This window comes from Bradyrhizobium sp. RP6, from assembly GCF_003837805.1.
In the GTDB taxonomy this organism is placed as follows: domain Bacteria; phylum Pseudomonadota; class Alphaproteobacteria; order Rhizobiales; family Xanthobacteraceae; genus Bradyrhizobium.
In genome coordinates, this window is sequence record NZ_RQIT01000014.1 from 107,207 (window position 1) to 132,510 (window position 25,304).

Below are 25,304 nucleotides of genomic sequence, written 5' to 3' on the forward strand. Positions count from 1 at the left end.
CAGCATCGCTCCGGCGCGTGGATCACTCCACGCGCCGGCTCGTCTCCACCGAACGCCTGCCGAGGAAACAATCTCTTGCGTAAAATCTGCTTTGTCATTGCTGCCACGATCTTGGTCGCGTCCGGAGGACTTGCGGTCGCGGACGGCCCGGGCGACCCCACCGCCGTGAAGAAGGAAGACGACGGGAAGTGGCTCGATAAGGAGGGCAATCCCACCTACAAGATTTCGGCCGATGGCACCGTGGACTGGTTCACCTATTCCGGCTACCGCCGCTATCACTCCGACTGCCACGTCTGCCATGGCCCCGACGGCATGGGCTCCACCTACGCGCCGGCGCTCAAGGATTCGGTCAAGAGCATGAGCTATGGCGACTTCCTGGGCGTGATCGCCTCCGGCCGCAAGAACATCTCGACCGCGCAAGAGAACGTCATGCCGGCGTTCGGCGACAACCCGAACGTCGCCTGCTACATGGATGATCTGTACGTCTATCTGCGCGCCCGCTCCACCGAAGCATGGGGCCGGCAGCGTCCCGCCAAGAAGGAGGAGAAGACAGAGGCGTACAAAAAGGCGGAAGACGCCTGCATGGGTAACAAATGAACGTTACGAGGACTGCCGAGACCACGTCTTGGCTCCCTTCGAGATCTGAGGAGTCTGACTATGAAAACACGTGCCGCCGTCGCCTTCGAGGCTAAGAAGCCGCTCGAAATCGTCGAAGTCGATCTGGAAGGCCCAAAGGCCGGCGAGGTCCTGGTCGAGATCAAGGCCACGGGCATCTGCCATACCGACGCCTACACGCTCGACGGCTTCGACAGCGAGGGAATTTTCCCGTCGATCCTGGGACACGAAGGAGCGGGCATCATCCGCGAGATCGGCCCGGGCGTGAGCTCGGTGAAGCCGGGCGATCACGTCATCCCGCTTTACACGCCGGAATGCCGGCAGTGCAAAAGCTGTCTTAGCCAGAAGACCAATCTCTGCACCGCGATCCGTGCGACACAGGGCAAGGGCGTGATGCCTGACGGCACCAGCCGTTTCTCCTACAAGGGCAAGCCGATCTACCACTACATGGGCTGCTCGACCTTCTCGAACTTCACCGTGCTGCCGGAGATCGCGGTTGCCAAGATCCGCGAAGACGCGCCGTTCGACAAGAGCTGCTACATCGGCTGTGGCGTCACCACCGGCGTTGGCGCCGTGGTCAACACCGCCAAGGTCGAGCCCGGCGCCAACGTGGTCGTGTTCGGCCTCGGTGGCATCGGCCTCAACGTGATCCAGGGCGCCAAGATGGCTGGCGCCGACAAAATCATCGGCGTCGACGTCAACGACTCCAAGGAGGAGTGGGGCAAGCGGTTCGGCATGACCCACTTCGTGAACCCGAAGAAGATCACCGGCGACATCGTCCAGCATCTCGTCGGCCTCACCGACGGCGGCGCCGACTACACCTTCGACTGCACCGGCAACACCACGGTGATGCGCCAGGCGCTGGAAGCCTGTCATCGCGGCTGGGGTACCTCGATCATCATCGGCGTCGCCGAAGCCGGCAAGGAGATCGCCACCCGCCCGTTCCAGCTCGTCACCGGACGCAACTGGCGCGGCACCGCCTTCGGCGGCGCGCGCGGCCGCACCGACGTGCCGAAGATCGTCGACTGGTACATGAACGGAAAGATCCAGATCGATCCGATGATCACCCACGTGCTCAAGCTCGAAGAGATCAACAAAGGCTTCGATCTCATGCACGAGGGCAAATCCATCCGTTCAGTCGTCGTGTTCTAGCTCGAAAGACATCACACCAAGGAGGATCGACCCATGACTGTTGCACTCCATCCCTCGATCGACAACGGCATCAAACAAGGCAGCGGCAACTTCGCAGGCGGCACGCTGGTCTGCAAATGCACGGACCACCCGGTCAAGGTCGGTATCAAGGGCGACGTCGCCCACAACCACGCATGCGGCTGCACCAAGTGCTGGAAACCGCAGGGCGCGACCTTCTCCGTCGTCGCCGTAGTACCGCGCCAGAACGTCACCGTGCTCGAGAACGGCGATAAGCTCCAGATCGTCGACCCCTCAGCGGTGATCCAGCGCCACGCCTGCAAGGCCTGCGGCACGCACATGTACGGCCGCATCGAGAACAAGAACCACCCGTTCTACGGCCTCGACTTCATCCATCCCGAACTGTTCCAGGAACAGGGCTCGCAGGCGCCGCAATTCGCCGCCTTCGTCTCCTCGGTGATCGAATCGGGCGTGAAGCCCGAGCAGATGGCGGGCATCCGTTCGCGGCTGAAGGAGATCGGCCTCGAGCCCTATGACTGCCTGTCGCCGGCACTGATGGACGCGATCGCGACCCATGTGGCGAAAGCCAAAGCCGCCTGAGTTGGGCCGCCGAACCTTCGCCGGTCTCCCTATCCGCTCGCTGGCGCCTGTCGCTGCCAGCGAGCCGGACCGGTCGCCGTCCCGGGACCAGCGCGGCTATGCCGCCACCCGTATATATGAGGGCCGTCAGTTCCTCAGTCCTGGTCTCTGAATGACTGCGCAGGGCCGCTTCGTGCTTGAAGTTCGCGGTGCTTGCGTTTCTCCCTCCCTCGACTGAGGCATCCTGCTTCGTCCGCGCGGTCTTCCTGGCGGACGAAGCTTTTTTGGTTGGGCCCGTTGCGCAAGCGTGCCGCGCGATGACCGCGCCCTGCTTTTGACAAACCATCGATGCAATCTTTTCCCGGTGAGAACACTCGGCTGTGAACGCCGGGCCGGAGCGATCTCTGTTACGATCGCGCCGTCACGATGCCGCGCGAAATACAATCAATGAAGAACAAGACGGGAGGTATCGAAGACATCCAGACATCGCCATTGGCGTTCCTGCCCCTCCGGGATTTGCCCGCGCGGGATGACGGCGGAATGCGGCGAGACGACGCGCGAACCGTCGCCCACCGGCGTCGGCGAACTTTGAATTTGGCATGCTTATGAAGAGCGAGGGACGATCATGATCAAGGTGAAGATCAACGGCCAGGAACAGAGCTGGGACGGCGACCCGGATCTCCCGCTACTCTGGTTCCTGCGTGACGAGGCCGGGCTGACCGGCACCAAATACGGCTGCGGCCAGGCCCTGTGCGGCGCCTGCACCGTGATCGTCGACAAGGAGGCCGTGCGGGCCTGCATCACGTCGGTGAATGACGTCGCCGGACGCGAGGTCACCACGATCGAGGGATTGCATCCCAATGGCGATCACCCGGTGCAGAAGGCCTGGCGCCAGGTCAACGTGCCCCAATGCGGCTTCTGCCAAGCCGGCCAGATCATGCAGGCCGCAGCCCTCCTGATGGAGAACCCAAAGCCCTCGCACGACCAGATCCGCGAGGCGATGTCCGGCAACATCTGCCGCTGCGGCTGCTATCAGCGCATCGAGAACGCCGTCCATCTCGCATCGACGGGAGTGTGACATGAACTTCATCGACAATCACCGCAAGCTTCGCGGCTTCGAGAAGCATATCAGGGTCGAGAAGGTCTCGCGGCGCAGCATCCTGAAGGGGCTCGGCGTCACCGGCGGCTTCGTCCTCGCCGCCCCCGTGATGTCGCGCCAGGCGTTCGCCTATGAGACCGGCGCCGGCAAGATGCCGCACGGTGTCGTGGTCGATCCGCGCGTATTCGTTTCGGTCGCCCCGGATGGCATCGTCACCATCGTCGGGCACCGTTCGGAAATGGGCACCGGCGTGCGCACCAGCCTGCCGCTGATCGTGGCCGAGGAGATGGAAGCCGACTGGTCCAGGGTCAAGGTGCAGCAGGCTCATGGTGACGAGGTCAAGTTCGGCAACCAGGACACCGACGGCTCTCGCAGCACGCGGCACTATTTGATGCCGATGCGCCAGATCGGCGCCTCCGCCCGCACCATGCTGGAGCAGGCCGCGGCCAAGCGCTGGGGCGTACCGGCAACCGAGGTCAAGGCGGTCAACCACGAGGTCGTCCACAGCGCCAGCGGCCGCAAGCTGGGCTTCGGCGAGCTCGCCGCGGACGCAGCCAAGGAATCGGTGCCGAGCATCGAAGGTCTCAAGCTGAAGGACCCCAAGGACTTCCGCTATCTCGGCAAGGGGCAGGTCGGCATTGTCGATCTTCATGACATCACTACCGGCAAGGCGCATTACGGCGCGGACGTCCGCTTGCCCGGTATGAAATACGCCGTGATCGCGCGGCCGCCGGTGACCGGCGGCAAGCTGGTCAAGTTCGAGCCGGACGAGGCGCTGAAGGTGCCCGGCGTCGAGAAGGTGATGCAGGTGCGCGGCTGGCCGTGGCCTTCGAAGTTCCAGCCGCTCGGCGGCGTCGCCGTGATCGCACGCAACACCGGCGCGGCGATCAAGGGCCGCGATGCGCTGAAGCTGACCTGGGACGACGGCCCCAACGGCAAATACGAGTCCGTCGCCTATCGCAAGGAGCTCGAGGAGGCCTCGCGCAAGCCCGGCCTCGTCCTGCGCCAGGAGGGCGATGCGGACGCCGCCCTGAAGGGCGCCGACAAGGTCATCGTCGGCGAGTACTACATCCCGCATCTCGCCCATGTCAGCATGGAGCCGCCGGTGGCGGTTGCCGACGTCAAGGGCGACAAGGCGGAGATCTGGGCGCCAGTGCAGAGCCCCGGCGGCACGCGCGAGGACGTCGCCAAGACGCTGGGCATCCCCGAGGCGAACGTCACCGTCAACGTGACGCTGCTCGGCGGTGGTTTCGGCCGCAAGTCGAAATGCGACTTTACGCTCGAAGCCGCGCTCCTGTCGAAGGAGCTCGGCGCACCGGTGAAGGTGCAATGGACGCGGGAGGACGACATCCATAACGGCTTCCTGCACACCGTCTCGGTCGAGCGGATCGAGGCCGGCCTCGACAAGAGCGGCAAGGTGATCGCCTGGCGCCACCGCAGCGTGGCTCCCAGCATCGCCTCGACCTTTGCCGCTGGCACGGTGCATCAGGCGCCGTTCGAGATCGGCATGGGTCTCGTCGATATGCCCTTCGAGATCGCCAACATCTCCTGCGAGAATCCGGAAGCGGCCGCGCATACCCGCATCGGTTGGTTCCGCTCGGTCTCCAACATCCCGCGCGCCTTCGCGGTGCAATCGATGGTCGGAGAAATCGCGCAAGCCACCGGCCGCGATCAGAAAGACATGCTGCTCGAGCTGATCGGCTCGCCTCGCATCGTCAAGCCGAACGTAAAGGACCTCTGGAACTATGGCGAGCCCCAGGAGAGCTACCCGATCGATACCGCGCGCCTGCGCAAGGTGGTCGAACTGGTCGCCGAGAAGGGCGAGTGGGGGCGCAAGGTGCCGAAGGGCCACGGTCTCGGCATCGCCGTTCACCGCAGCTTCGTCAGCTATATCGCGACCATCGTCGAGGTCGCCGTGGACGACAAGGGCAAGCTGACGGTGCCGCGGGTCGACACCGCGATCGATTGCGGCACCTATGTCAACCCCGAGCGCATCGCCTCGCAGATCGAGGGCGCTGCGATCATGGGGCTCAGTCTCGCCAAATACGGCGAGATCACCTTCAAGGACGGCAAGGTGCAGCAGAAGAATTTTGACGACTTCCAGGTCGTCAGGATGGACGATTCTCCTGTCTTGACCAACGTCTACATCGTGCCGCCCGGACCCGATACGCCGCCGAGCGGCGTCGGCGAGCCCGGTGTTCCCCCGTTCGCTCCGGCCCTGATCAACGCGATCTTCGCGGCGACGGGAAAACGCATCCGCGCTTTGCCGATCGGCAAGCAATTGGAGGCGTGAGACGGAACACAAGCGGCCTCACGCCGTTTGCATCGATCTGACAGGAGCAGTTCGATGACCAACATCTCAAAGGCGCTCGCAGTCTCATTGCTGTCGGGCGCCTTTCTTTTGCCGGCTGCGGGCGCATTCGCCCAGAACAATACCAGCCCGCCGACAACAGCGACGCGCCCCACGGGACCGGATCAGAACTCGCTTCCCAACGCCAATGCTCCGCCCGCGTCGACCACCCAGACCACGGGGCAGCACAATCCGGATCCGAAGGTTCGGGAGATGAACCAGAAGGAGAAGGACAAAGTCGAGCGCGCGGGCAAGTAGTGGTTTTGCGCCTGCGCACGACGCCCATACAAATACGGCGGACGTTTCCGTCCGCCGTATTCGCCACCCCCCTGCTGCTCCGCTTCTTTCGATCCGCCCGCGGAGCTATTTCTTCAGGGCGAACACCCAGATGACGCCACCCTGCGGCACGTTGGCTTCGATGCCGATATTGTTGGTCACGAGTGCATCCTGGATGCGCTGCGCGTCCACACCCCAGCCCGACTGGATCGCGATGTACTGCGTGCCGTCGATCTCATAGGACACCGGCATGCCAACGATGCCGGAGTTGGTCTTCTGCTCCCACAGGAGCTCGCCGGTCTTGGCGTGAAAGGCTCGGAAGTTGCGGTCGTTGGTGCCGCCGACGAACACGAGATCGCCCGCGGTCGCCGTCACCGAGCCGAACAGCTGCGACTTCGGGAAGTTGTGCTGCCACACCTTCTTGCCGGTGGCGGGATCCCAGGCCTGAAGCTCGCCGAAATGATCCGCGCCCGGCTTCGTCTTGAGGCCGATGTCCTCCGGCTTGGTGCCGAGCCAGAGCTCGCCAGGCTTGAGCGGGACCTTCTCGCCGGTGAATCCGCCGCAGAAATTCTCGTTGGCGGGCACGTAGACGAGACCGGTCTTCTGGCTGTAGGCCGCCGACGGCCAATCCTTGCCGCCCCACAGCGACGGACAGAACTCGACGCGTTTCCCGATGACTGGCTTGTGCGCGGGATCCACGGTCGGCTTGCCGGTCTCGTCGATGCCCTTCCAGACGTCGGTATAGACGAACGGCCAGCCTGCGACGTAGTTGATCTTGGTCGGCGTGCGCTCGAGCACCCAGAAGATCGCGTCGCGTCCCGGATGGACCAGGCTCTTGATGGTGCGACCGTTGCGTTGCAGATCGATCAGCATCGGCGCCTCGACCTCGTCCCAATCCCAGGAATCGTTCTGGTGATACTGGTGATAGGCCTTGATCTTGCCGGTGTCGGGATCGAGCGCGAGCACCGATGCAGTGTAGAGATTGTCGCCGGGATGGGTCTCGCCGGGCCACGGTGCCGCATTGCCGACGCCCCAATAGATCGTCTTGGTCTCCTTGTCGTAATTGCCGGTCATCCAGGCCGACCCACCGCCGTTCTTCCAGTCGTCGCCCTGCCAAGTGTCGTGACCGGGCTCGCCTTCGCCGGGAATGGTGTAGGTCCGCCACAACTCCTTGCCGTCCTTGGCATCGTAAGCCACGATATATCCGCGCACGCCGAACTCGCCGCCGGAGCCGCCGACGATGACCTTGCCGTCGACGATCAACGGCATCAGGGTCATGTACTGGCCCTTCCTGTAGTCCTGCACCTTGGTATCCCACAGCACTTTGCCGGTCTTGGCATCGAGCGCGACCACATGGTCGTCGGTGGTGGCGAGGTAGAGCTTGTCCTCCCACAGGCCGACGCCCCGGTTGGTCGGATGCAGCTGGAACAGATCGTCAGGAAGCTGCCGCTTGTAGCGCCAATATTCGTCGCCGGTCTTCGCGTTCAGCGCGATCACCTGCCCCATTGGGGTCGTCACGAACATCGCGCCATTGTTGACGATCGGCGGCGCCTGATGGCCTTCGACCACGCCGGTGGCAAAGGTCCAGACCGGCGTGAGGTTCTTCACGTTCGATGTGTTGATCTGGTCGAGCGGACTGTAGCCCTGCCCGTCATAAGTGCGCCGATAGAGCATCCAATTGCTTGGCTCAGGATTTTCTAATCGCTGCGCGGTGACCGGAGAGTAATTCTCGATCGGACCTGATACGGCCGCGGTCGAGGCAAGACACGTGAAGGCGACGAAGCCGGACAGTAACCATTGCTTCCTGGTCATGGAAGTTTTCATGGACGTTCCCCTTTTTCATCCGTTTGAATTCTTGTTGTGAATTCTTGTCGTTCTTGTCGTCCGCCCATCGGCGGAGGCGGCCTCTCGTGACGCGGGCATGGCCCGCAACCGTCCATCATCCTGGCTGCGCGCCACCTACCTTTCCGACGAAATTGCCGGCGACGCTGAGCGATCCGTCAGCCAGCGTCAGAGGCAACGCCGCGAGCCGTCGCGGCGCCGGTCCGAACACGACCTGCGCGCCCGCGCGCGGGTCGTATTCGGAATTGTGGCACATGCACTTGAACACCTCCTTGTCGCCGACATCGCTCTTCACCCAGGCGGTGACAGGACAGCCCGCATGCGAGCAGATCGCCGAGTAGGCGATGATGCCGTCGACGGCACGCGCGCGAGTCTTCTCGTCGAGCTCGGCGGGATCGAGCTTGATGATCAGGATCTCGTTGAGCCGCGAGGCGCTGCGCACCACCGATGTGTTGGGATCCTTCGGCCAGGCATGGAGCGGTGGCCCGCCGGCCTTTAGATCGGTTACGGTGATAATTTTCCCCTCCTGCTCGCCTTCGGAGAAAACGAGCAGATCGCCCTTCTGCGGCCGTTCGTCGGAGCCGGGCGGATCCTCGCCTGCACGCGCCGGCGGGGAACATCCGAGGCACGCGGTGGTCGCAAGGGCGCCGAGTAGCAGCGTCCGCCGCGTTTGCTCGGTGCCCGCGTCGGCTTCAGCTTCCGCAATGCTCTCGGATCGTGATGAATTGACGTTGAACTGTGCGCTTGACATGCCCGCTAGCAGGCGCTGGAACTCTGCCGAAAACAAGGCAAAGAATTGGCACTGCAGTGCATCAATATGGCTTTGCTCGCAATGATTGAGCGATACTGAACGCGTTCAAGCGCGTTTTCGCAAATTCTACATCGCATCACGCGAACAGCATGATGATTTTGCAGATCAGACCGATGACGTTGGAATTGGTGCAGCGCGCCATCGCGAATGCGAAGCGCACGTTTCTCAGGCAGGCATTTTGTATTCACGACCTGAGCACGTGACGCGGCGATGCGATACGACCCGCGACAGTCGCCGAAGCCATCTCGAAGCTGTCGGCGATACGACGCGCCCTGTCGATGAACAGCGCAGCCGCCGCGGGCGGGCAGACCTCGCGCGCGGTCTGCTCGAACAGATCAAGCCAGCGGTCGAAATGATCTCCCACCAGATTCAGCGGCAGATGCGCCCGCATCGGCGAGCCATGATAGCGGCCGCTCATCAACACCACCGAGGACCAGAAGTCCTTGAGCCTGGCGAGGTGCTCGTCCCAATTCTGCACGATGGCGAAGACCGGACCAAGTATCGCGTCCTCTCGCACGCGTCCGTAGAAGCGGGTGACGAGTTCCCCGATCATTTCATCGCTGATCCCGGTGCGCTCCATCGCATCCTGGGTCAACAGGTTCCGCCGCGCAACCGCAGCCTCGCGCTCGGCCTTCAGTCGATCCGACATGTCCCTTGCTATCCGTTCTATGTTCCCGCAGGCCGTTCAACAATGTCGGACAATTGCGCACGGCGTCTTTGTCGCAGCGCAAATTGCGGGATCTGGCGGCGGACGCTCGAGTGTCCGCCGCCGATGCCTTCATCAGGCGCTATAGGTGTAGAAGCCCTGCCCGCTCTTGCGGCCGAGATGGCCGGCATCGACCATCTCCTTCAGCAGCGGGGCTGGCCGGTATTTAGGATCGTTGAAGCCTTTGTAAAAGACCTCCATCACCGAAAGCATGGTGTCGAGCCCGACGAGATCGGCCAGCGCCAGCGGCCCGATCGGATGGTTGCAACCGAGCTTCATGCCGGCGTCGATTTCTTCCGCGGTTGCGATCCCCTCCTGGAGCGCGAAGATCGCCTCGTTGATCATCGGGCACAGGATGCGGTTGACGGCGAAGCCCGGGCTGTTCTTTGCCGTGATCGCCACCTTGCCGACGCGCTTGGCGAAATCCAGCGCCTTGGCATGGGTGTCGTCCGAAGTCTGCAAGCCCCGAATGAGTTCCAGCAGCGCCATCACCGGCACCGGGTTGAAGAAGTGCATGCCGATGAACCGGTCGGGACGGTCGGTCGCCGCAGCGAGCTTGGTGATCGAGATCGACGACGTGTTGGTCGCGACCAGTGTGCGCGGCGACAGCGTGGCGCAGAGATCCTTCAGGATCTTGACCTTGAGCTCCTCGTTCTCGGTCGCGGCCTCGATGACCAGATCGCAACCCGACAGCTTCGACCGGTCGGTGGCGCCGGTAATGCGCTTGAGTGTCGCCTCGCGGTCAGCCGCCGACATCTTCTCCTTCTTGACCAGCCGCTCGAGGCTGCCGCCGACGGTCGAGAGGCCGCGGTTCACCGCCGCATCGGAAATATCGACCATCACGACCGAAAGCCCGGCCGCGGCGCAGACCTGCGCGATGCCGTTCCCCATGGTCCCGGCCCCGATGATGCCAACGGTTTGGATCATTGCGTCACATCCTTCATCTTTGCGGGCGAACCAGGAGCGGCCCGGCCCATTGTTCCTGCATCAGGGTCTAGCACCACCACCTGGCGGGTGCGACCTGATCCTGTCCTTTCCTTAGTGCATTCACGGGCGGAATAAAGCCGTCCACCGCCGCGTCGCGCCGGGATGTGGGCTCTCCTGCCCGAAAGTGCCGGATTCTGCGCCCTGCGGCCCCCAAGGCCCAGCGAAGGCCAGGCATCGGGCGCCCGATTCAGGGGGACAAAAGCGCACCCTGAGCGCCCCCCTGAATTGCAACCTCTTGATTGTGGAAACCGCAGCGGCCAGAACCGACGCAGTTGCCATCCGAGGATCCCCATGGAGGATTCGGCCTGCCGCCAAGGCAGGCCGAAGCTGTCAGGGGCAGGCTGCCGAGGACGAAGGATTTCGCGATGGACGTGACCAGGACCACCGGCATCGAGCCGGCGCAACAGCGTCAGGCCGGATGAACGATTTCGCACGATCCATCGGTGCCGCTTTCACGCTGATCGGCGAAGCCGACGCCGAGCTGCTGGGCATCGTCGCATTGTCGGTCCGGGTCAGCCTGACCGCCAGCATCGTCGCGCTCCTGATCGGCGCACCGTTCGGAGCCCTGCTTGCGATCACCCGTTTCCGGGGGCGTCAGGTTATCATCATTCTGACCAATGCATTGCTCGGCCTTCCGCCGGTCGTCGTCGGGCTCGCCCTCTATCTCCTGCTGTCGCGGTCCGGCCCGCTCGGGGCTGCGGGCTTGTTGTTCACGCCGGCTGCCATGGTGATCGCACAGACGCTGCTGGCCACGCCGATCGTGGTGGCGCTGGTGCATCGGCCGGCAAGCCTGCTGTGGGCGGAGTATGGCGACCTGGCGCGGATCGACGGACTGTCGGCCCTGCGCAGCATGGCCCTGCTGTTCGCGCTCGGCCGGACCTCGTTGCTGACGGCCTTTCTCGCGGCGTTCGGGCGCGCCATTGCGGAAGTCGGCGCGATCATCATCGTCGGCGGCAACATCCGCGGCTTCACCCGCACGATGACAACAGCGATCGCACTGGAAACCAGCAAGGGCGACCTGCCGCTGGCGCTCGGACTGGGGCTGATCCTGCTCGCGCTCAGCGTTGCAGTCTCGACCATCGCCTTCGTGCTAGTGGGACGCATTGGGGAAAAATAGCTGCTCGCCGCCGACCTTGTACCCGGCGATCGCTTCCTGCCCCTTCGGCGAAACCAGCCAATCGACGAAGGCCTGTCCGTCCTTCGCCTTCACACTCGGATGCTTTTCGGGATTCACCAGCATGACGCCGTACTGGTTGAACAGCCGCTTGTCACCCTCGGTCAGGATAGCGAGCTCGCCACGGTTCTTGAACGATAGCCAGGTGCCGCGATCCGACAGGAGATAGGCGTTCGACGAGGACGCCATGTTCAGCGCCGGGCCCATGCCCTGACCGATTTCCCGATACCAACTGTCCTTCCCGGCGCCGAGGTCAATGCCCGCCTCTTTCCAGAGCCTCAGCTCGGCCGCATGCGTGCCGGACTTGTCGCCGCGCGAGATGAAAGTCGCCTTTGCCGCCGCGATCTTGCGCAGCGCCTCGACCACATCCTTGCTGCCTGATATCCGCGCCGGATCGCTTCTGGGCCCGATGATGACGAAGTCGTTGTACATGACGTCGAACCGTTTTACGCCCTGCCCTTCGGACATGAACTTGTCCTCGGCGGGCCTGTCATGGACGAACACCACATCGGCATCCCCGCGCCGTCCGATATCCAGCGCCTGGCCGGTGCCGACGGCGACGACCTTCACGCTGATCCCCTCGGCCTTCGAGAACAGCGGCAGCAAATGGCCGAACAGCCCCGACTGTTCCGTCGAGGTGGTCGAGGCCACGGTGATGGTGCGATCCTGTGCGAATGCGATGGTGGACCAGAGCAGAACCGCTCCAATTGTGGCAAGCTTCCTCATGCGCCGTCCTCGACCAGACAATGACAGTTCTGAATAGCCGCTGGCGACGACGACGGGAACCCCTTGGACAGGTCCGCAACGAATATTGACGCGAGGGGCTGCGCGCGTTGCCAGGAACGTCGGCGGCGCGGGCCGGCTGTCCGGAGATGTAACGTCAAGGAGAATCCGATGAAGAAGATCATTCTGGCATCCGCATGCATCATGGTGCTGGCGACAGGTGGCGCCTTCGCGCAGACACAACCCGTCCCCGGCGCACCCGGTCAGAGCGACGTCGGCCCCTCGTCGCGAGGCCCGGCGACCAAGGGAATGACGACCGGACGTGCATCGAACATGCAGAACGAGGCCAGCGACAGCAAGGGGCGCGCAGTCGCCATCCGCCGGTGGCAGCAACAGCAACAATATGGGAAGCCAGGCCGGCGGCAGCGCAGGCTCCGGCGGCGCCGGCTCCGGCAAATGAACCAAGGATCGAATATCCGGGAGCGGAGGGCTATCCCTTCTCCAAGCAGCGCGTCGATTGGAGGAATCGCGAACCGCATTCACAAGGCGGGGTGCAATTCACCCCGCAGAGCGGATGCGTGATGTTCTGCAATTGGTCCTCCCTACATTGACACGGGCGTGACGGCCGGGGCAAGTTTTCTCATTGCTGGCGAATCAGCGATTGCCTCACGCCGAGTACCTCTTGGACAACTCCCAGTGCTTTCGAGACTGATATCGCTGCTGCGCCGCATCCCCGCGGTGAACTGGGCGTTTACCCGGCTTCGGCCCTTGCCGCACGGCGGCAGCAGTGACGTCGCTCCGATCACTACAGACGCTTCGCCCGCCATCATCGAAGAGGTCGCGGCCACTGCTCAAGCTCCAATTGCCGAGATCAGTACCGTCGCGGGGCGCGACGACGCTGCCCCCGCGACCCAGGCTCCGGTCGCGGAGAACGATGCGGCTGTGTCGGTCGTCGCGGAGAATTCGTCCGACGATATCCGTACCAGCGACGGCTCATCTCCGGAGAGAGTGGCGGACATGGACGCGCCCGCGCCGCCGCCCGTCGCCGAGGAGGTGTTGGCTTCATCGCCCGACGCGGAGAACGAGCCGGTTGCGGATGCTGATCTCGCCATCATTGACGATGCATCGCCTGCCGAAATCGATTCCGTCGTCGCGGAAGAGGTTGTGGTTTCATCATCAGACGTCGCGACCGCTTCCACTGACGTCGCTGATGCCGTTATCGAGGCTGCCCCCTCGTCCAACGTTTCCGCCGAGGTCGAAACGGTCGCCGTCGATGCAATCCCGGTCCTCCTCGGCGATGCCAATGGCGTCGCGCCTGACGTTTCTGAAACCAGAGCCGACGGTAATCCAGCGCTCGTCGTCGACGTCGCGCCAGCCCCTGCAAACGGTGTTCCACTCGTCACAGCCGTTGCACCGGCGGCCAACGAGTCAGGCAGCGTTGTCATCGAGATCGAACCGGCTCCGGCGCTCGAGTCTCCTGCTCCGGAGATCCGCAGCGCACCGAAAGCTCGCGCGAGACCCCCAGAACCCGGCGATCGCGCCGCGCTGATCCGGCAACGCTGGGCGGAGACCGGAATCAGGATGTGGAATCCGCGACTTCACGGCACCGGCGAGGCCGCGCTGAACATCCAGGGAAGCGTCGGGCTGCTGCCGCCGGCGCCCGGCGAGACAATGCCGCGCTACGACAAGCTGGAATTCAAGATGCTCGGCGGGCAGATCGTCTGTGAGGGTGTCATCGTCGAGGCGCCTGCGCAAGCGAGCCATCGCAGCTTTACGCGACTCGCCGAGCCGCGGAACATCGACCGCGTCCGCGAACCGACGCGGGAGCGTCAGGCCGTTCTCGCCTGATCCTTTCTTCTGGGAACGATCCCGATGTGCTAGGCTGATGTCCCGACATGGGAGATCGCACATGCGCGCAAGGCCGTTGCTTCTGGTCGTGATCGCCTTCTCCATCTCACAGCCAGCGCTCGCCGCGGGCAAACGACCGCGTCCTGCAGCGACCGCCGTTCCCGCCACCGATCCGGCTGCGCCCTACAAGGCCGATCGGCTCTCTTCCTCGCGCGGAGCGACGATCCTCGACACGCCCGGCCAGACCACCGTGCTGACGCGGCAGGTCCTCGACGACATGAACGCGACCAGCCTGAGAGGCGCCATGCGCTCGACCGCCGGCGTGACGATCGGGCGCTGAAGCATACACGTTCGAGCGACGGCAACGCCCGACCAAAACGACAAGCACCTGGACGCGCGCGCTAGCCAGCACCATGGTTAGCAGGCTGTAGCAGCGGCGGACAGCTTGGCCGAGAACGCTGCCCTTGGCGCTGATATCCTTAACGCGGCCTCACCAATTGCACGGGCCGGAAAGTCCTGAGGTCGCGCGCAACCTGTGCTGGCACTCCGCGCTTGGCCCGATCTAACGCGCCCTTTACCCGCGCCGTGCAAGATCGCCCGCGTTTTGAAAGGATGCGGGGCTCGTATTTCAATGCCTGTTGTCGATTTGAAGTCTCATCTTGCCGCCGCAACGCGACTGTTTCGCGTACCGGCCGACAACCCCGACCTGACCCGCGCACAGTTCGACGCGTTCTCCAAGCAGATCCCGCTCCTCTACTTCATCCTGATCAGCAACACGATCGCGGTCGCCTACACCTATGTGAACGTAGCGCCGGACTGGCTGACGATGATCGTGCCAAGCGTGCTGACCGTGCTCGCAGGCTTACGGACCTTCTGGTGGCTGCGCCAGCGTCACATCGTGCGCAGCGACGCCGACATCCTGCGCAATCTGCGCACCACCAACTGGCTGGCCTTGCCGATCGGCGCCGGCTTCGCCGCCTGGTCCTTCGCACTCTATCCCTACGGCGATTCCTTCGCCAAGAGCCAAGTCGCCTTCTACATGGCGGTCACCGTGATCGGCTGCATCTTCTCGCTGATGCATCTGCGTTCGGCGGCCTTGATCGTGACGCTGATCGTCGACGTGCCCTATGTGCTGTTCTTCTTCGCAACGGGTGAGCCCACTTTGAAGGCGATCGCCGTCAACAACCTCCTGGTTTCCGGGGCGATGGTGACGGTGCTGTTCATCTACTATCGCGACTTCGCCGATCTCGTCGCCAGCCGCAAGTCGTTGCTGGCGCAACAAGCGGCGACGCAGGCGCTCTCGGACGAGAACTTCCGCCTTGCCAATCTCGATTCCCTCACCGAACTGCCGAACCGCCGCCGCTTCTTTGCCGAGCTGTCAAGTGCCTTTGCAGATGCCGAACGCAGGAACGTTCGCGTTGCGGTCGGCATCATCGACCTCGACGGCTTCAAGCCGATCAACGACAATTACGGTCACTCCGTCGGCGACCCTGTCTTGATCGAGGCGGGCCGGCGCATCCGCGAGGTCTGCGAGGGCTTTGGTCCGCAGCGCGTGGAGTTCGCCCGGCTCGGCGGTGACGAGTTCGGGCTCGTCGTGTGCGGCGACCCCGACGACGTGGATCTATTGCGGCTCGGCGAACACATCGGGGGCCAGATCAAGCTGCCTTACCAGCTCGACACCGCCCATACCGGGCTGTCGTGCTCGATCGGATTCGCATCCTTCCCGAACTCCGCGACGACGTCGGAAGAGCTCTACGAGTGTGCCGACTACTCGCTCTATCATGCCAAGCGCCATCTGCGCGGCCGCACTGTGATCTTCTCGAGCGAGCTCGAGGCCGAGATCCGCAGTCGCGTCGTTATCGAGAATTTACTGCGCACGGCCGATTTCAGCACCGAGATGGATCTGGTGTTCCAGCCGATCGTCGACGCCATGAGCGAGCACACCGTCGGCTTCGAGGTTCTAGCCCGCTGGCGCAGCGCTCGCCTCGGCCTGATTTCTCCGGCCGATTTCATTCCGGCCGCCGAGCGTATCGGTCTGATCCGCCCACTGACGCAAGCGCTGCTGGTGCGCGCGCTCGCCATTGCCAGGACATGGCCCGATCACGTCCGCCTGTCGTTCAACCTCTCCGCTCACGATGTCTGCGCGGCGGAGGGCATTTTGCCGCTGATCTCCATCATCGAGAAGAGCGGGTTGCCGCCGCATCGGATCGACTTCGAGATCACCGAGACCGCCGTGACCTTCGACTTCGTGCGCGCGCAGCAGTCGATCGCGATGTTGAAGGCAATGAGCTGCGGCATTTCGCTTGATGATTTCGGCACCGGCTATTCGTCGCTGAGCCACGTGCATCGGCTGCCGCTCGACAAGATCAAGATCGACCGCAGCTTCGTCTCCGACATCAACGAAAATCCCGTCAGCCACAAGATCATCAAGTCGCTCACCGGCCTGTGCGACGACATGGAGATCGCCTGCGTCGTCGAAGGCGTCGAGACCCGAGCCCAGCTCGACAGCTTGCGCCGGCTCGGCTGTGACTTCATCCAGGGCTACTATTTCGCGAAGCCCATGGCGGCAGTTGCGATTGGCGACTATCTGGCAAAGGAAGGCCAGCGCCTCGAAGGCACCAGGGCCAAGGTCGTAGCCTAAAGTCACACTGCGCAGTAGCGCTCCTGGATATCCTTGTCCGCGAGCAGCGCCGCCGCGCTGCTCTGATGCACGACCTCACCTTGATCAATAATGACGGCGCGGTCGGCCAGCCGCAACGCCCATTCAACGTTCTGCTCCACCAGCAGCAGCGTCTTGCCCTCGTCGCGCAGGCGGCGGAACAGCACGCCCATCTCCTCGACGAGGACTGGCATGATGCCCTCCGAGGGCTCGTCAAGCAGGATCATTCTGGGCTTTGCGATCAGCGCGCGCGCAATCGCCAGCATCTGCTGTTCTCCGCCCGAGAGCGTCACGCCCTCCTGATCGAGACGCTCCTTCAGGCGCGGGAAGGTCTCGGCGATCTCGTCGATCGCCGCGCGCTCCTCGATATCGGCGCCGGCCGCGACGAGACCGAGCCGCAAATTCTCGCGCACGGACAGGCCGGAGACAATGCGGCGTTCCTCGGGCACGTAAGCGAGGCCGAGATGGAAGCGCTGATGCGCGCGGAGCGGCAACAATTCACTGTCGGCGAAGCGCACGCGGCCCGTCGCCCTTGGCATCAGGCCCATCATCGCGCGCAAAGTCGTGGTCTTCCCGGCGCCGTTGCGGCCGACCAGGGCGACCACCTCGCCCGGGTCCACATGCAGCGAGATGCCATGAAGGACATGGCTGGTGCCGTACCAGGCATGGAGATCGTCGATTTCGAGCAGCGCGGTCTCAGCCATAGCCTTCACTCTGTCCGAGATAGACCCGGCGGACCTCCGGATTGCTCCTGATCTCGTCGGGCGCGCCGTCCGCCAGCAGGCGGCCGTGATGCAGCACCACGACTCGCTTACTGAGCCCCAGCACCATCTTCATCTTGTGCTCCACCAGGAGCACGGTGCGCTTGTCGGCGAGGCGCTCGAGCAGAGCGACCATGTCCTTGGTTTCTTCCGGCCCCATGCCGGCGGTCGGTTCGTCCAGCAGGAGCAATTCCGGCTCGGCGACCAACGCGATCGCGATCTCCAGTGCGCGCTGCTGGCCATGCGACAGGAATTTCGCCAGTTCGTTCCGCCTAGCCAGCAGCCCGACTGCGTCGAGCGCGGCGTCTGCGCGCCCATTCAGTTCAACGAGCCGGGCGCGGTTGCGCCAGATGTCGTAGCTTACGATCAGCGCCTGGGCTGCCACGCGCACGTTCTCGTGCACGGACAGATCCGGAAAGATGTTCGTGATCTGGTAGGAGCGCGAGATTCCCTGATGCACGAAGCGATGCTGCGGCAGGCCGTTCAGCTCACGACCCCTGAAATGCAGCTTGCCCGAGGTCGGCGTCAGCGCGCCCGAGAGGATGTTGAAGAAGGTGCTCTTGCCGGCGCCGTTCGGCCCGATGATCGAAGTCAGCTGTCCGGCCGCAAAGGACACGGTGATGCCTTCGAGCGCGACGAAGCCGCCAAAGCGCTTGCCGATGCCTTCGGCGCGAAGCAATTCACCACTCATCGCCGCGCCTTTCCGATGCCGAGCGCATCGAGCAGCGTTCCCCAGATGCCCTTGGGTAGGAACAGCACGAACAGCACGAAGATCGCACCAACGATGATTTGCCAATGCGGCGTCCAGAGCGAGATCACGTCCTCCAGGATCAGGAAGCTGGCAGCACCAACGAACGGCCCGAAGAAGCTGCTGGCGCCGCCGAGCAACACCATCATCACGATCATGCCCGAGGTCTGGTAGTGCAGGATGTCCAGTGGCACGATCGACAGATGCAGTGCCAGCATGCAGCCGCCGAGCGATGAGATCGCGCCCGACAGCATGAACACGACCAGCTTGCTGCGTTCGACGTCATAGCCGCAGGCCCGTGCCCGCTGCTCGTTCTCGCGGATCGCCTCGATGACGGCCCCAAAAGGTGAGTTCAGGATGCGCGACTGGAACCACATCGCGAGCGCCGCGAACGCCATCAGCACGTAATATTTGTTGACGGGATCCAGGAAATTGACCTGAAGGCCGAACAGGCTGATGCGGTCGACCGTGAAGCCCCGCAGCCCGTTCTCGCCGCCGGTGAAGGAGGCCGCCTGGAGCGCGACGTAATAGACGAGTTGCGCCAAGGCCAGCGTTACCATCGAGAAATAGATGCCGCGGGTGCGCGTCGAGACCACGCCGATCGCGGCGGCCAGGCAAGTGCTGAGGAGTACGGCAACCGGTACGGCGGCGAACCAGGGCATGCCGTAGCGTCCGATCGCGATGCCCGTGAAATAGGCGCCTGCACCGAAGAACGCCGCCTGGCCAAACGACAACAGGCCCGTGTAGCCGAACAGCAGATTGTAGCCCATCACCACCACGCCGTAGATCAGGACGTTGACGGCCAGCGCCTTCGATGGCAGCAGCCAGGGCAGCAATGCAAGCACGGCAATGGAGAGCAGAACACGCTGGTCGAGGAGCCAGCCGAGCCCGCTGGAGGCGGGTTTGGTGAGCGCTTCGCTACTCGAAGGTCCCGTCACGCGGTCCTCCCTCTCACGCCGAACAGGCCTTGCGGGCGGATCAGCAGCACCACCGCCATCAGCGCGAACATGACGATGGTCGCCATCTCCGGCGCGAACAGCGCCACCATGCTGATGGATACGCCGACCATGAGACCAGCTACGACTGCGCCAACGATCGAGCCGAGCCCGCCGATGACGGTCACCACGAAGGCTTCCGCCAGAACCAGCGAGCCCATCTCCGGATTCACGCTGCGCATGGGCCCGGCGAGCACGCCGCCGAGCGCGGCAAGCCCAACGCCGAGCCCGAAGATCGCGAGCCAGACCCGTCCAATATCGACGCCCAGCACCTGCATGATGGTCGGATCGCGCGCGCCGGCGCGCACGATCAGGCCGACGCGGGTCTTCTCCAGCGTCAGCCAGAGCGCCAGCAGCACCACCGCCACGAGCACGATGACGAACAGGCGATAGCGCGGGAAGAAGCCGATTCCGAGATCGAGCACGCCGATCAGCTGCGGCGGCGTCGGAAAAGGAATGCCGTCACTGCCGAACACGATGCGCACGCCCTCGACCAGGATGTAGCTGAGGCCGAAGGTGAGCAGCAGCGGGTCGTCGATCGAGCGTCCATACAGTCTCCTGATCAGCACGAACTCGATCAGCATGCCGAAGGCGCCGATCAAAATAGGTGCGAGCAGCAGCCCCCACCAGAAGCTCCCAGTGAGCGATGCCAGATACAGCCCCGCATAGGCCCCGATCATGAACAGCGCGCCGTGGGCGAAGTTGACCACCCCGAGCATGCCGAACACGATCGTCAGCCCAAGCGCAGTGATCACCAGGACCGCCCCAAGGGCGATCCCGGAGAGAAGCTGCATGATGATCAGCGACAGGTCCATCGTGACAGGCTTCAGGTCGCGTGGCCGAGTTCGCTGCAGCTGCGCAGCATGTCGTCGGTCCCCGCGTCGTTGGCCAGGATCGCGAACAGATCGTTCTCATTTACCATGGCGGACTTCTTCTTGGACTCCAGCACCAGCACCGACTGCACCGACTGGTGGTCGCATTTCCGGTAATGCTGCGGGCCCTTGGTCAGATCATATTGCAGCTTCTCCAGGGCATCGACGACCTTGTCGGTCTCGGTGCCGCCGGCGGCCTGCATGGCGGCCAGCAGCGATCCGACGCCGGAATACCCGTAGGCGCCATAGTCGGTCGGAATCGCCCCGCCGTTGGCGGCCTTGAACGCTGCGTTGAACGCGGCCGCCGACTTGCTCTGCGTCTCCAGGCCCCAATAATAGTTGGCGCCACCGACCACGCCCTCGAACACGTCGGGACCGACCGCGAGCCGCTGGTTGTGCAGGATGACGGGCACGACGATCTTCATCTGCTGCTTGACGCCGAAGTCTACGGCTTGCTTGATGGCGTTTGCCTGGTCACGGCCGAAATTGGAGATGCACAATACATCCGGCCGCATCGACATCAGGCGCGGCATGAAGGTGGAATAGTCGGCGGCGCCGAACGGATGCAGGATCTCGCCGACACTGTCCGCACCGATCACGGTCTGAGCGCGCTTGAAGCCGCGCAGCATCTCGTGACCGTACGCATAGTCGGCGACGAGATGAGCGACCTTCATCCCCTTCTTCAGCGTCTGTCGTGCCACGGCCGCGGTCGTCATGTGCGGGTTCAGCGCCTCGTGAAAGGTATATTTGCTGAAGTCCTTGGCCTCATTGATGGTGTCGGACTGGCTGATCGAGACGTAGATCACGCCGCGGGCGCGGGTGACCTCGTTGACCGCCAGTTGCACCGCGCTGGAGAGCGCGCCGACCACGGCATGGACCTTGTCCTTCTCGATCAGCTCGAGCGTGCGGGTCGCGGCTTCACCGGCATTCAGCTTGTCGTCGCGCACCAGCAGCTCGACCTTGCGGCCGGCAACGCCACCCTTGTCATTGACCAGCTTCACCGCGAGCTCGGCGCATTTGACCTGATCGCGCGCTTCGGCAGCGAACGGCCCGGTCAGCGGCGTGGGGAAGCCGATGCGGATCGTCTCGTCGGCGGCGCGGCCGAGCCGCGGCATGGCGGGCAGGGCTGCGCTGGCCGAGAGGCCGGCGAGCGTGGTGCGGCGGGTTATCTTCGGGGTCGAACCGGATTTGGGCATGATTTCCTCCAACTGTCTTTTTTCTAGAAACGCTTCAGGGCTTTCAGGACTTTGGTCGGCGTAATCGGGATCGCATTGATCGTGGCAGCGAACGGCGCGAGCGCATCGTTGACGGCATTGAGCACGCAGGCGGACGCTGCCGCGGTGCCGGCCTCGCCGACTCCCTTGGCGCCGAGCTCGGTATCGGCGGTCGGCGTCTCGACATGGGTAATGAGGATGTCGGGCATCTCCATCGGCATCGGAACGAGGTAGTCGGCGAGCGAGCCGTTCACGAGCTGGCCTGTGTCGCTGTAGCGGCATTCCTCGAACAGCGCCGCGCCCAGCCCCTGCACGATACCGCCGCGCAGCTGCTCGTCCACCAGCATCGGATTGATGACCCGGCCGCAATCCTCGACGATGAAATGCTTCAGGAGCCTGATGAATCCAGTGTCGACATCGACCTCCAGCGAGCAGCCTTGAATGCCGTTGGTGAAGGCGAATGGATAGCCCTGCGGCGCAAAGTGGTGGCTGACGGTAAGTTGTGCCTGCGTGCCCGGCGGTAGCGTATCAGAGCGGAAATAGGCGATGCGCGCGATCTCCGCGATCGGCATCCGCTGGTTTCGCGTGCCTGCGTCGACGACCTCGCCATCGACGATGTCCAGCGCCGACGGTTGCTCCTGAAGGATCAGCGCGGCGATTTCCAGAATGTTGCGCTTGAGCGCGCGCGTCGCCTGGAGCGCGGTCTCGCCGCCGATGCCGGCGCCGCGGCAGGCCCAGGTGGCGCCGCCATGCGGCGTCACCTCGGTATCGCCGGTGATGACCTTGACATGCTCCTGCGCTAGGCCGAGCTGATCGGCCACGATCTGACTGATGATCGCCTCGGTGCCCTGCCCCTGCTCGGTGACCGAGATCAGGCAGCGCACCTCGCCCGACGGCGTCAGGCTGACGATCGCCCCGTCCTGCGAAGAAATGCGTGCGCCGCCGACGCCATAGAACGCCGGGCTGGGATTAGTGATCTCGACAAAGGTGGCAATGCCGATGCCTCGGTAGACGCCGCGCTTGCGCAACTCTGCCTGCTCGGCACGCAAGTCGTCGTAGCCCATCATCTCGTGCAGGCGCTTGAGGCACGCCTGATGCGACAGTGCCTCGAAGCGGTATCCGGTCGGCGACGTCTGCGGATAGGCATCATCGGCGATCACGTTCTGCGCGCGGATGGCGAAAGGATCGAGGCCGAGCTTCGCCGCCGCCATATCGACCATGCGCTCGGTGACGGCGCAGGCGATGGGATGGCCGACGGCGCGATACTGGCTGGTCTGTACCTTGTTCTGGAAGATCACCTCCAGTGTGGCGCGGTAGTTCCTGAAGCGATAGGGCGCACCGATCAGGCGGATTACCTGATTGCCCTCGACCACGCTGGTGCGTGGATAGGTCGAGAACGCGCCGATCGCGGTCAGATCCAGCACGTCCATCGCGAGAATCTCGCCCTTGGTGTCGAGCGCCATGCGGGCGCGGACGCGGTGCTCGCGGGCGTGAATGTCGGAGACGAACGACTCGATGCGGTCGGCGACATACTTCACGGGACGGCCGAGTAGGATCGAAAGGCCGACCACCGCCATGTCCTCGTGATAGACATGCAGCTTCATTCCGAAAGAGCCGCCGATGTCGGTCGCGATCACGCGAACACGGGCTTCCGGGATGCCATAGTGGCGCGAATAGAGGTCTTGGAACTGGTAGGGCGTCTGGGTGCCATGGTGCACGGTCAGCATCCCGGCGGCGGGATCATAATCTGCGACGATGGCACGCGGCTCCAGCGTCACCGCGGTATGGCGGCCGAAGAAAAATTCCTCCTCCACCACATGGGCTGCATGCGCGAAGGCGTCATCGACGGTGCCGCTGTCGAGCTGGCTGCGGAAGCAGATATTGCTCGCGCTGCCGGGATTGACCTGCGGGCCGCCGGCCTCACGTGCGACGTCGATGTCGACGACAGCGGGAAGGTCCTCGTAGTCGACTTCGATCAGCTCCAGCGCATCCTCGGCGATCGCACGGCTCTCGGCGACGACGGCGACCACCGCCTGTCCGGCCCAGACCACGCGATCCAGCGGCAGCGGCAATTGCGGCGCGGATGTCATGCCCTTGAAATGATCGAGTGTCCCGGTCCAGGCCGTGCAGATCTTTGCGAGATCCGCACCGGTCGCGACGAGATGCACGCCTTCCAGCACACGCGCCTCGTCGGCATTGATCGAAACGATCGTCGCGTGGGCACGCGGACTGCGCAGGAACGCAGCATAGAGCATGCGCGGCAGACGGAGGTCGCTGACATATCGCCCGCGACCGGCAAGCAGACGCTTGGCATTCGGCCGCGGCAGGGAACGGCCGATGTAGGAATTCGGGCGGTCGAGCGAGGTCAGAGGCGCCGTCATCTCGCGTCTCCGACGCTGCGTGCTTTGGCGACAGCGTCGATGGCGTCGACGATGGCTTCATAGCCGGTACAGCGGCAATAATTTCCCGACAATGCATCACGGATCGCCTCGCGGCTCGGCTGCGCCATCTGCGAGAGCAACTCGTGGGCGTTGACCAGCATGCCCGGCGTGCAGAAGCCGCATTGCAGCGCGTTGCGGCGATGGAATTCGGCCTGGAGGTCGGCGATCGCTCCACTCTCGGTGAGGCCCTCGATCGTATCGATCCTGGCGCCATCCGCTTGCACGGCAAACATCAGGCATGAGTGCACGGCGCGGCCGTCGACCTGCACCAGGCAGGCGCCGCAGGCCCCCATTTCACAGCCGACATGCGTACCGGTCAGCTCCAATTCGCCACGCAGGCAATCGACCAGCGTCTCGCGCGGAGCGACTTCGCAGGCGACCTTGCGGCCATTGACGACGAAGCGAACGCGCACAGTCTCGTCGGCCTCGTCCAGGATGGTTTCTTCAAAACCGCTCATCCCGCCTCTCCGAGACGGCCGAGCAGACGACCGAGCAACACGCGCGCGAGGTGCAGCCGCATGGCCGGCGGCACCTCGTCGTTCTCGGGCGGCGCGAGATCACTCTCGAGCGCCGCCTGCGCAGCAGCGATACGTTCCGCATCGAGGCCGAAGCCGATCAGGGCCGCCTCAGCGCCTTTCACTCGCGTCGGCGTATTGCCGACGGAGAAGAAGGAGATGCGGATGTCGTCGATCCGATCGCTCGTGAAAGTCGCAAGCATGCCACAGCCGACCAGCGCATAATCCCCGCGCCGCCGCGCCAGTTCGTCGAATGCAAAGCGCTGATCGGCCTTGAACAACGGAACGTAAATTGCAGTGATCAGCTCTCCTGGCTGTAGCGCCGTCTCGAACAGGTCGACGAAGAAGTCGTCGGCCTTCACGCGCCGACTGCCCGAGGAACCGGCGATCTCGATCTCAGCATCCAGCGCCAAGGTCATCGCGGGAAATTCGGAAGCCGGATCGGCCAGTGCGACGCTGCCCCCGAACGTGCCGCGGTTGCGGATTGCGGGATGGGCGACGAAGGGAGCCGCGGCATGCAGCAGTGGCGCAAATTCCGCGATCAGCGGCTCGCTCAGCATCTCGCAGTGGCGCGTCAGCGCGCCGATGCGCAAACAGGCGCCTTCGCGCCTGATGCCGCGCAGCTCGGCGATATGCGTGATGTCGATCAGCAGCCGCGGCGCCTGGAGCCGCAGCGACAGCGCCGGCACGAGGCTCTGGCCGCCGGCGATGAAACGCGCATCGTCCCCGGCGCGCGCGTGAGCGTCCAGCGCCTGGTCGATCGTTGCAGCACGAAAATAGCTGAAAGCCCTCGCCTTCACTGCCGTTTCCTCGAAATCCATCGGCTCATCAGCCGGGAGCCAGATTTGTAACCATCTGGTCTCAAAATCCTGACACGCCGCTGGGAGGCGGTCAACAGGAAATGACCATTTGGTTACAAATGCAGCTTGGGCTATGAAGG

Annotated in this window: 24 protein-coding genes; 11 read left to right on the forward strand and 13 right to left on the reverse strand. The window is 63.9% G+C overall.

Features of this window, described 5'->3' with window-relative positions; all coding sequences use genetic code 11:
- Positions 1–75: 75 nt before the first annotated feature.
- From EHH60_RS23690 to EHH60_RS23720, 6 genes are all read left to right on the forward strand, one after another.
- Positions 76–597 carry a c-type cytochrome, methanol metabolism-related gene (locus EHH60_RS23690; protein WP_370133634.1) on the forward strand — a complete coding sequence of 174 codons (522 nt, stop codon included), beginning with the start codon at positions 76–78 and terminating at the stop codon, positions 595–597.
- Positions 598–657: 60 nt separating this feature from the next.
- Positions 658–1,767: an S-(hydroxymethyl)glutathione dehydrogenase/class III alcohol dehydrogenase gene (locus EHH60_RS23695; RefSeq protein ID WP_124161833.1), complete on the forward strand. Its 1,110-nt coding sequence runs from the start codon at positions 658–660 to the stop codon at positions 1,765–1,767.
- Positions 1,768–1,800: 33 nt separating this feature from the next.
- Positions 1,801–2,364 (forward strand): S-(hydroxymethyl)glutathione synthase, encoded by a 564-nt coding sequence (gfa, locus tag EHH60_RS23700; protein WP_028177984.1) that lies wholly within the window; start codon positions 1,801–1,803, stop codon positions 2,362–2,364.
- Positions 2,365–2,968: 604 nt separating this feature from the next.
- A complete protein-coding gene (locus EHH60_RS23710) occupies positions 2,969–3,421 on the forward strand; it encodes a (2Fe-2S)-binding protein (RefSeq protein ID WP_124161834.1) in 453 nt (150 codons plus the stop codon).
- A gap of 1 nt (position 3,422) precedes the next feature.
- A complete protein-coding gene (locus tag EHH60_RS23715) occupies positions 3,423–5,735 on the forward strand; it encodes a xanthine dehydrogenase family protein molybdopterin-binding subunit (RefSeq protein WP_124161835.1) in 2,313 nt (770 codons plus the stop codon).
- Between the two features lie 54 nt (positions 5,736–5,789).
- A complete protein-coding gene (locus tag EHH60_RS23720; RefSeq protein WP_124161836.1) occupies positions 5,790–6,050 on the forward strand; it encodes a hypothetical protein in 261 nt (86 codons plus the stop codon).
- A 105-nt stretch (positions 6,051–6,155) separates the two neighbouring features.
- Here EHH60_RS23720 and EHH60_RS23725 read toward each other — a convergent pair whose 3' ends face one another.
- From EHH60_RS23725 to EHH60_RS23740, 4 genes are all read right to left on the reverse strand, one after another.
- Positions 6,156–7,880, reverse strand: a complete 1,725-nt coding sequence (locus EHH60_RS23725) for a methanol/ethanol family PQQ-dependent dehydrogenase (RefSeq protein ID WP_124161905.1) — start codon at positions 7,878–7,880, stop codon at positions 6,156–6,158.
- A 127-nt stretch (positions 7,881–8,007) separates the two neighbouring features.
- Entirely contained in the window at positions 8,008–8,661 is a 654-nt protein-coding gene (locus EHH60_RS23730; protein WP_124161837.1) for a QcrA and Rieske domain-containing protein, read from the reverse strand.
- A 244-nt stretch (positions 8,662–8,905) separates the two neighbouring features.
- A complete protein-coding gene (locus tag EHH60_RS23735; protein ID WP_124161838.1) occupies positions 8,906–9,370 on the reverse strand; it encodes a group III truncated hemoglobin in 465 nt (154 codons plus the stop codon).
- Between the two features lie 132 nt (positions 9,371–9,502).
- On the reverse strand, positions 9,503–10,354 hold the full coding sequence (locus tag EHH60_RS23740) for a 3-hydroxybutyryl-CoA dehydrogenase (protein WP_124161839.1): 852 nt from the start codon (positions 10,352–10,354) through the stop codon (positions 9,503–9,505).
- A 478-nt stretch (positions 10,355–10,832) separates the two neighbouring features.
- Here EHH60_RS23740 and EHH60_RS23745 point away from each other — a divergent pair, with 478 nt between their 5' ends.
- Positions 10,833–11,531, forward strand: a complete 699-nt coding sequence (locus tag EHH60_RS23745) for an ABC transporter permease (protein WP_124161840.1) — start codon at positions 10,833–10,835, stop codon at positions 11,529–11,531.
- Here the strand turns inward: EHH60_RS23745 and EHH60_RS23750 are convergent.
- Positions 11,505–12,314 (reverse strand): ABC transporter substrate-binding protein, encoded by an 810-nt coding sequence (locus tag EHH60_RS23750; protein WP_124161841.1) that lies wholly within the window; start codon positions 12,312–12,314, stop codon positions 11,505–11,507. The genes EHH60_RS23745 and EHH60_RS23750 overlap by 27 nt on opposite strands.
- Positions 12,315–12,482: 168 nt before the next feature.
- Between EHH60_RS23750 and EHH60_RS23755 the strand changes: the two genes are divergently transcribed.
- The 4 genes from EHH60_RS23755 to EHH60_RS23770 all read left to right on the forward strand — a co-directional run bounded on the left by EHH60_RS23755 (position 12,483) and on the right by EHH60_RS23770 (position 16,800).
- A complete protein-coding gene (locus EHH60_RS23755; RefSeq protein WP_245454571.1) occupies positions 12,483–12,893 on the forward strand; it encodes a hypothetical protein in 411 nt (136 codons plus the stop codon).
- 186 nt (positions 12,894–13,079) lie between these two features.
- Entirely contained in the window at positions 13,080–14,159 is a 1,080-nt protein-coding gene (locus EHH60_RS23760) for a hypothetical protein (protein ID WP_245454572.1), read from the forward strand.
- Positions 14,160–14,220: 61 nt separating this feature from the next.
- A complete protein-coding gene (locus EHH60_RS23765) occupies positions 14,221–14,499 on the forward strand; it encodes a Plug domain-containing protein (protein WP_124161842.1) in 279 nt (92 codons plus the stop codon).
- Between the two features lie 291 nt (positions 14,500–14,790).
- Positions 14,791–16,800, forward strand: a complete 2,010-nt coding sequence (locus tag EHH60_RS23770) for a putative bifunctional diguanylate cyclase/phosphodiesterase (protein WP_199751851.1) — start codon at positions 14,791–14,793, stop codon at positions 16,798–16,800.
- Between the two features lie 2 nt (positions 16,801–16,802).
- Here the strand turns inward: EHH60_RS23770 and EHH60_RS23775 are convergent, their stop codons facing one another.
- From EHH60_RS23775 to EHH60_RS23810, 8 genes are read right to left on the reverse strand one after another with little or no spacing between them, the layout of a single operon-like run.
- The gene (locus EHH60_RS23775) at positions 16,803–17,522 is read right to left on the reverse strand and encodes an ABC transporter ATP-binding protein (RefSeq protein ID WP_124161844.1); all 720 of its coding nucleotides are present in this window, start codon (positions 17,520–17,522) and stop codon (positions 16,803–16,805) included.
- Positions 17,515–18,270: an ABC transporter ATP-binding protein gene (locus EHH60_RS23780; RefSeq protein WP_124161845.1), complete on the reverse strand. Its 756-nt coding sequence runs from the start codon at positions 18,268–18,270 to the stop codon at positions 17,515–17,517. Before EHH60_RS23780 ends, EHH60_RS23775 begins: the two co-directional genes overlap by 8 nt.
- Positions 18,267–19,265: a branched-chain amino acid ABC transporter permease gene (locus EHH60_RS23785; protein WP_124161846.1), complete on the reverse strand. Its 999-nt coding sequence runs from the start codon at positions 19,263–19,265 to the stop codon at positions 18,267–18,269. Before EHH60_RS23785 ends, EHH60_RS23780 begins: the two co-directional genes overlap by 4 nt.
- Complete coding sequence (locus EHH60_RS23790) at positions 19,262–20,137, reverse strand: branched-chain amino acid ABC transporter permease (RefSeq protein ID WP_124161847.1); 876 nt, start codon at positions 20,135–20,137, stop codon at positions 19,262–19,264. The genes EHH60_RS23785 and EHH60_RS23790 overlap by 4 nt, the downstream gene beginning before the upstream one ends.
- Positions 20,138–20,148: 11 nt before the next feature.
- On the reverse strand, positions 20,149–21,390 hold the full coding sequence (locus EHH60_RS23795) for an ABC transporter substrate-binding protein (RefSeq protein ID WP_124161848.1): 1,242 nt from the start codon (positions 21,388–21,390) through the stop codon (positions 20,149–20,151).
- Between the two features lie 23 nt (positions 21,391–21,413).
- Positions 21,414–23,789: a xanthine dehydrogenase family protein molybdopterin-binding subunit gene (locus EHH60_RS23800; RefSeq protein WP_124161849.1), complete on the reverse strand. Its 2,376-nt coding sequence runs from the start codon at positions 23,787–23,789 to the stop codon at positions 21,414–21,416.
- Positions 23,786–24,307 carry a (2Fe-2S)-binding protein gene (locus tag EHH60_RS23805; protein ID WP_124161850.1) on the reverse strand — a complete coding sequence of 174 codons (522 nt, stop codon included), beginning with the start codon at positions 24,305–24,307 and terminating at the stop codon, positions 23,786–23,788. Before EHH60_RS23805 ends, EHH60_RS23800 begins: the two co-directional genes overlap by 4 nt.
- On the reverse strand, positions 24,304–25,164 hold the full coding sequence (locus EHH60_RS23810) for an FAD binding domain-containing protein (RefSeq protein ID WP_124161907.1): 861 nt from the start codon (positions 25,162–25,164) through the stop codon (positions 24,304–24,306). The genes EHH60_RS23805 and EHH60_RS23810 overlap by 4 nt, the downstream gene beginning before the upstream one ends.
- Positions 25,165–25,304 lie beyond the last annotated feature (140 nt).

What these genes read in the sequence shown, in the direction of transcription:
- EHH60_RS23695 (WP_124161833.1), top strand. Translation starts at nt 658, where the DNA reads ATGAAAACACGTGCCGCCGTCGCCTTCGAGGCTAAGAAGCCGCTCGAA.
- gfa (WP_028177984.1), top strand. Translation starts at nt 1,801, where the DNA reads ATGACTGTTGCACTCCATCCCTCGATCGACAACGGCATCAAACAAGGC.
- EHH60_RS23710 (WP_124161834.1), top strand. Translation starts at nt 2,969, where the DNA reads ATGATCAAGGTGAAGATCAACGGCCAGGAACAGAGCTGGGACGGCGAC.
- EHH60_RS23715 (WP_124161835.1), top strand. Translation starts at nt 3,423, where the DNA reads ATGAACTTCATCGACAATCACCGCAAGCTTCGCGGCTTCGAGAAGCAT.
- EHH60_RS23720 (WP_124161836.1), top strand. Translation starts at nt 5,790, where the DNA reads ATGACCAACATCTCAAAGGCGCTCGCAGTCTCATTGCTGTCGGGCGCC.
- EHH60_RS23725 (WP_124161905.1), bottom strand. Translation starts at nt 7,880, where the DNA reads ATGACCAGGAAGCAATGGTTACTGTCCGGCTTCGTCGCCTTCACGTGT.
- EHH60_RS23730 (WP_124161837.1), bottom strand. Translation starts at nt 8,661, where the DNA reads ATGTCAAGCGCACAGTTCAACGTCAATTCATCACGATCCGAGAGCATT.
- EHH60_RS23735 (WP_124161838.1), bottom strand. Translation starts at nt 9,370, where the DNA reads ATGTCGGATCGACTGAAGGCCGAGCGCGAGGCTGCGGTTGCGCGGCGG.
- EHH60_RS23740 (WP_124161839.1), bottom strand. Translation starts at nt 10,354, where the DNA reads ATGATCCAAACCGTTGGCATCATCGGGGCCGGGACCATGGGGAACGGC.
- EHH60_RS23745 (WP_124161840.1), top strand. Translation starts at nt 10,833, where the DNA reads ATGAACGATTTCGCACGATCCATCGGTGCCGCTTTCACGCTGATCGGC.
- EHH60_RS23750 (WP_124161841.1), bottom strand. Translation starts at nt 12,314, where the DNA reads ATGAGGAAGCTTGCCACAATTGGAGCGGTTCTGCTCTGGTCCACCATC.
- EHH60_RS23755 (WP_245454571.1), top strand. Translation starts at nt 12,483, where the DNA reads ATGAAGAAGATCATTCTGGCATCCGCATGCATCATGGTGCTGGCGACA.
- EHH60_RS23765 (WP_124161842.1), top strand. Translation starts at nt 14,221, where the DNA reads ATGCGCGCAAGGCCGTTGCTTCTGGTCGTGATCGCCTTCTCCATCTCA.
- EHH60_RS23770 (WP_199751851.1), top strand. Translation starts at nt 14,791, where the DNA reads ATGCCTGTTGTCGATTTGAAGTCTCATCTTGCCGCCGCAACGCGACTG.
- EHH60_RS23775 (WP_124161844.1), bottom strand. Translation starts at nt 17,522, where the DNA reads ATGGCTGAGACCGCGCTGCTCGAAATCGACGATCTCCATGCCTGGTAC.
- EHH60_RS23780 (WP_124161845.1), bottom strand. Translation starts at nt 18,270, where the DNA reads ATGAGTGGTGAATTGCTTCGCGCCGAAGGCATCGGCAAGCGCTTTGGC.
- EHH60_RS23790 (WP_124161847.1), bottom strand. Translation starts at nt 20,137, where the DNA reads ATGGACCTGTCGCTGATCATCATGCAGCTTCTCTCCGGGATCGCCCTT.
- EHH60_RS23795 (WP_124161848.1), bottom strand. Translation starts at nt 21,390, where the DNA reads ATGCCCAAATCCGGTTCGACCCCGAAGATAACCCGCCGCACCACGCTC.
- EHH60_RS23800 (WP_124161849.1), bottom strand. Translation starts at nt 23,789, where the DNA reads ATGACGGCGCCTCTGACCTCGCTCGACCGCCCGAATTCCTACATCGGC.
- EHH60_RS23805 (WP_124161850.1), bottom strand. Translation starts at nt 24,307, where the DNA reads ATGAGCGGTTTTGAAGAAACCATCCTGGACGAGGCCGACGAGACTGTG.